6 protein-coding genes are annotated in these 4,749 nt (G+C 73.7%); all 6 read right to left on the reverse strand.

All coding sequences use genetic code 11. From position 1 onward, the window contains the following. The coding region (locus CCN44_RS23890) for an acyl-CoA dehydrogenase family protein (RefSeq protein WP_086699398.1) at window positions 1–969 on the reverse strand (969 nt) is incomplete at its 3' end. 225 nt (window positions 970–1,194) lie between these two features. Continuing rightward, window positions 1,195–2,259, reverse strand: a complete 1,065-nt coding sequence (locus CCN44_RS23895) for a 2Fe-2S iron-sulfur cluster-binding protein (RefSeq protein WP_086699401.1) — start codon at window positions 2,257–2,259, stop codon at window positions 1,195–1,197. Next, the gene (gene paaD / locus CCN44_RS23900; RefSeq protein ID WP_086699404.1) at window positions 2,259–2,810 is read right to left on the reverse strand and encodes a 1,2-phenylacetyl-CoA epoxidase subunit PaaD; all 552 of its coding nucleotides are present in this window, start codon (window positions 2,808–2,810) and stop codon (window positions 2,259–2,261) included. The genes CCN44_RS23895 and paaD overlap by 1 nt, the downstream gene beginning before the upstream one ends. After that, window positions 2,804–3,535 carry a 1,2-phenylacetyl-CoA epoxidase subunit PaaC gene (paaC, locus tag CCN44_RS23905; RefSeq protein WP_086699406.1) on the reverse strand — a complete coding sequence of 244 codons (732 nt, stop codon included), beginning with the start codon at window positions 3,533–3,535 and terminating at the stop codon, window positions 2,804–2,806. Before paaC ends, paaD begins: the two co-directional genes overlap by 7 nt. Then, window positions 3,532–3,819 (reverse strand): 1,2-phenylacetyl-CoA epoxidase subunit PaaB, encoded by a 288-nt coding sequence (gene paaB, locus CCN44_RS23910; protein WP_055708050.1) that lies wholly within the window; start codon window positions 3,817–3,819, stop codon window positions 3,532–3,534. Before paaB ends, paaC begins: the two co-directional genes overlap by 4 nt. Next, on the reverse strand, window positions 3,816–4,749 hold a 934-nt coding region (paaA, locus tag CCN44_RS23915), incomplete at its 5' end, for a 1,2-phenylacetyl-CoA epoxidase subunit PaaA (protein ID WP_086699409.1). The genes paaB and paaA, both read right to left, overlap by 4 nt.

The following is a 4,749-nucleotide window of genomic DNA, read 5'->3' on the forward strand; positions in this document are numbered from 1 at the left end:
CCCCTCCGCCGCCCAGATCTTCGCCACGGCGACGTCCCCGGCGACCGGCAGCGGCCCCGGCGCCCCCGAGGCGATCCGCCACGCGGCCTGCCACAGGGTGGCCTCCATGGCACGCAGGTCGATGTAGCGGTCCGCGGCCTGCACGGCCACCGCCTGGAACGTCGCGATCGGATGGCCGAACTGCTCCCGCTTGCCGGTGTACTCGGCGGTCATCCGCAGCACCCGCTCACCCAGCCCGAGCGCCAGCGCGCACGTGCCCGTCACCAGCAGCGCGTGCAGCCACTCCCAGGCGCCGTCGGCCTCGATCACCTCGTCCGGACCGACCCGCACCGACCGCAGCCGCAGCTCGGCCAGCCGTTCACCGCTGGTGGAGACCTGCTCGGCGAGGACCAGCCCCTCCGCCTCGCGCGGCACCAGCGCCAGCACGGTCCGGCCGGCCCCCGTGCCCCCCAGGTGCGCCGGTACGACGACCAGGTCCGCGTCGTACGCCCACGGCACCGCCGTCTGCACCCCGTCCAGCAGCCACCCCGGTCCCTCCCGCCGCGCGGTGACGGCCAGTTCGGCCGGCTCGTGGCCGGTGCGCCCCTGGGCCGCGACGGTCAGCACCAGCTCGCCCCGGCCGGCCCGGTCCAGCAGCCGGTCGGCCTGCGCCTTACCGCCGTAGGCCTGTACGGCCGCGGCGGCGGCGCTGTGCTCCAGCAGCGGCACCCGGGCGAGCACCCGGCCGGCCTCGCGCAGCACCAGGCACAGCGCGATCGCGTCCAGGCCCGCCCCGCCGTGCGCCTCGGCCAGCAGCAGGCTCAGCAGGTCCGCGCCGGCCAGCCGGGACCACAGCGCCCGGTCGAAGCCCTCGGCCACGGCGCCGGTGGTGAGCGCCGGACTGGGCACCGCGTCCGGCGCGACACCGGCGAACACCCCCCGCGCCGCCTCGGCCGCCGCCCGCTGCTCCTCGGTGAAGGTGAAGTCCACGGCCTGTCCTCCTGGCGGTCCGGTCGTCCGCGGTGCAGCCGGGCGCGTGCGTCCGAGCACCCGGATGCATCTGACGGTCCGTCAAGATAGAACAGGTTCTAGGAGAAGGGAACGGTGCGACGCCGAGGGTCGCCGCCAAGGCGGTGCGACGGCGAGGGGGGTGCGACGGCTCGGTGGTCGGTGAACGGTGCGTCGGCGAGGGCGGCGCGTCCGTGGGGCGGGGCTTCAGCGGTCGAAGTCCAGCTCCACCGCCTCCGTCAGCGGATGCGACTGGCAGGCCAGCACATACCCGGCCTCCGTCTCCTCCGTCTCCAGCGCGAAGTTGCGGTCCATCCGCACCTCGCCCGCGACCAGGAAGGCCCGGCACGTCCCGCACACCCCGCCCTTGCAGGCATAGGGCGCGTCGGGCCGGTTGCGCAGCACCGCCTCCAACAGCGACTCGCCCTCCCGCACCGGCCAGGTGCCGCCGCGGCCGTCGAGCCGGGCGGTGACGGTGCTGTGCGCGGGCGCCGATGCCGGGGCCGCCGGGGCCGAGCCCGCGTCCACGTGGAAGATCTCCTGGTGGATCCGCCCCCGGTCCACACCCAGCTCGCGCAGCGCCTGCTCCGCGCCCTCCACCAGCCCGTACGGTCCGCACAGGAACCAGCCCGCCACCTGCTCCACCGGCAGCAGCGCGGGCAGCAGCCCCGCGAGCCGTTCCCGGTCGAGCCGTCCGGACGGCAGGCCCGCCTGCTGTTCCTCCCGGGAGAGCACGGTCACCAGCTGAAGCCGCTCGGGGTAGCGGTCCTTCAGGTCGGCGACCTCCTCCAGGAACATCGTCGAGGCGGCCGTGCGGTCGCTCCGTATCAGGCAGAACCGGGCCGCCGGCTCGCGTGCCAGGAGCGTGGCGACGATGGACAGCACGGGGGTGATGCCGCTGCCGCCGACGACCGCCGCGTACAGCCCCGGCGCCGGTTCCAGTGTGAAGCGGCCCGCGGGGGTCATCACCTCCAGCTCGTCCCCGACGTTGATCTCCTTGAGCGCGTACGCCGAGAAGGCCCCGCCCTCCACCAGCCGCACCCCCACCCGCAGGCTGTCCGGGCCCTCGCCGGCCGGGTCGGGGGCGGGGGAGCAGATCGAGTAGGTGCGCCGGATCTCCGTGCCGTCGACCCGGCGGCGCAGCGCGAGGTGCTGGCCGGGTGCGTGCCGGTACTCCTCGCGCAGCTCGGGCGGGACGGCGAAGGTGAGGGCGACGGCGTCGTCGGTGATGCGGTCGACCGCGGCCACCGGGAGCGGGTGGAAACGTGCCATCACAACTCCTTGAAGTGGTCGAACGGTTCACGGCAGGCCAGGCAGCGGCGCAGTGCCTTGCACGCGGTGGAGGAGAACCGGCTCAGCAGCTCGGTGTCGGCCGAGCCGCAGTGCGGGCAGCGGACCGGTTCGGTCCCGGCGTCGGCCCCGGTCCCGGTGTCCGTGCGGTGCGTGCGGGTCGGGCCCAGGGTCAGCGGCACCGGGTCGCTGTCGTGGCGCACGCGCGGGGGAGCGATGCCGAACTCCCGGAGTTTCTCGCGTCCTTCCGGGGTGATGTCGTCGGTCGACCAGGCGGGCGTGAGCACCGTGCGGACGGTGACCTCGCGAATGCCGTGGGCGCGCAGCACCCGCTCGATGTCGACGCTCATCGCCTCGATGGCCGGGCAGCCGGTGTAGGTGGGGGTGAGGTCGACCTCCACCGCGTCGGTGCCGTGGACGTGCACCGCGCGGAGCACGCCCAGCTCCCGCAGGGTGAGCACGGGCAGTTCGGGGTCGGGCACCGCACCGGCCAGCTCCAGCAGCTCCGCCTCCAGGGCGGTGGCGGTCACCATGTCGCCCCCGGGTGGCTGCGGTGCAGGTGCTGCATCTCGGCGAGCATCCGGCCGAACGGCTCGGTGTGCAGGCCCTGCCGGCCGGCGCCCGCCGACCAGGCACCGGTGCGCGGACCCTCGGGGACGGTCAGGCCGGCCCGGCCGAGCACGTCGGTGACGGACTCCAGCCAACGGGCCTCCAGGGCGGCCCAGTCGGCGTCCAGGCCCTCCACCGGCTGGAACATCTCTCCGGTGAACCGCCACAGGGCGTCGCAGGCCCGCCGCATCCGCTCGTGGCTCGTCTCCGTGCCGTCGCCGAGGCGCAGCGTCCACTGCTCGGCGTGGTCGCGGTGGTAGGCGACCTCCTTCACCGCCTTCGCGGCCAGCGGGGCGAACGGACCGTCTCCGGTGGCGAGTTCGGCGTAGAGGAGGTGCTGGTAGGTGGAGAAGTACAGCTGGCGGGCGATGGTGTGGGCGAAGTCGCCGTTCGGCTGCTCGACCAGCTGGAGGTTGCGGAAGGCGCGTTCCTCGCGCAGGTAGGCCAGCTCGTCCTCGTCGCCGGCCAGGGACAGCAGCACCCGGGCCTGGCCGAGCAGGTCCAGGGCGATGTTGGCGAGGGCGACCTCCTCCTCCAGGACGGGGGCGTGCCCGGCCCACTCCCCCAGGCGGTGGGAGAGCACCAGGGCGTCGTCGCCGAGGGCGAGCGCGGCGGTCACCGGGACGGTGGCGGGGCCGGTGGCGGTCACAGGTGCTTCACTCCTTCCGGGATCTCGTAGAAGGTCGGGTGCCGGTAGGGCTTGTCGGCGGCCGGTTCGAAGAACGGGTCCTTCTCGTCCGGCGAGGACGCGGTGATGGCGGAGGCCGGGACGACCCAGATGGAGACGCCCTCGCCGCGCCGGGTGTACAGGTCGCGGGCGTTGCGCAGGGCCAGTTCGGCGTCGGGCGCGTGCAGGCTGCCGGCGTGGGTGTGGGAGAGGCCGCGCCGGGAACGCACGAAGACCTCCCACAGGGGCCAGTCGGTGGTGCTCATGCTCGCGTCGCTCCCGTCTCACCGGTGTCGCCGGCGTGCTTGGCCGCGTAGGCCGCGGCTGCTTCCCGTACCCAAGCGCCCTCCTCGTGGGCGCGCCTGCGCTGGGTGATCCGCTGTTCGTTGCAGGGGCCGTTGCCCTTGAGGACCTCCCAGAACTCGGTCCAGTCGATCGGGCCGAAGTCGTAGTGCCCCCGCTCCTCGTTCCACCGCAGCTCCGGGTCGGGGAGGGTGAGGCCCAGGGACTCGGCCTGCGGGACGCAGATGTCCACGAAGCGCTGGCGCAGCTCGTCGTTGGAGTGGCGCTTGATCTTCCACTCCATCGACTGTGCCGAGTGCGGGGACTCGGCGTCGGGCGGGCCGAACATCATCAGCGACGGCCACCACCAGCGGTCCACCGCGTCCTGGGCCATGGCGTGCTGCTCCGGGGTGCCCTTGCTGAGGGCCAGCAGCAGTTCGTAGCCCTGGCGCTGGTGGAAGGACTCCTCCTTGCAGATCCGCACCATCGCCCGGGCGTACGGGCCGTAGGAGCAGCGGCACAGCGGGACCTGGTTGGTGATCGCGGCGCCGTCCACCAGCCAGCCGATCGCGCCGACGTCGGCCCAGGTCAGGGTGGGGTAGTTGAAGATCGAGGAGTACTTCTGGCGGCCGCTGTGCAGTTTGTCGAGCAGCTCGTCACGGCTGGTGCCGAGGGTTTCGGCCGCGCTGTACAGGTACAGGCCGTGGCCGGCCTCGTCCTGCACCTTGGCCATCAGGATCGCCTTGCGGCGCAGGGAGGGCGCGCGGGTGATCCAGTTGGCCTCCGGCTGCATGCCGATGATCTCGGAGTGCGCGTGCTGGGCGATCTGCCGGACCAGGGTCGCTCGGTAGGCGTCGGGCATCCAGTCGCGCGGTTCGATGCGCTCGTCGGCGGCCACGGCCGCGTCGAAGGCG

Source organism: Streptomyces tricolor, assembly GCF_002155905.1.
Lineage (GTDB): Bacteria > Actinomycetota > Actinomycetes > Streptomycetales > Streptomycetaceae > Streptomyces > Streptomyces tricolor.

Excerpts from the sequence above, each read along its gene's own strand:
- CCN44_RS23895 (WP_086699401.1), bottom strand. The coding sequence starts at position 2,259 with ATGGCACGTTTCCACCCGCTCCCGGTGGCCGCGGTCGACCGCATCACC.
- paaB (WP_055708050.1), bottom strand. The coding sequence starts at position 3,819 with ATGAGCACCACCGACTGGCCCCTGTGGGAGGTCTTCGTGCGTTCCCGG.
- paaD (WP_086699404.1), bottom strand. The coding sequence starts at position 2,810 with ATGGTGACCGCCACCGCCCTGGAGGCGGAGCTGCTGGAGCTGGCCGGT.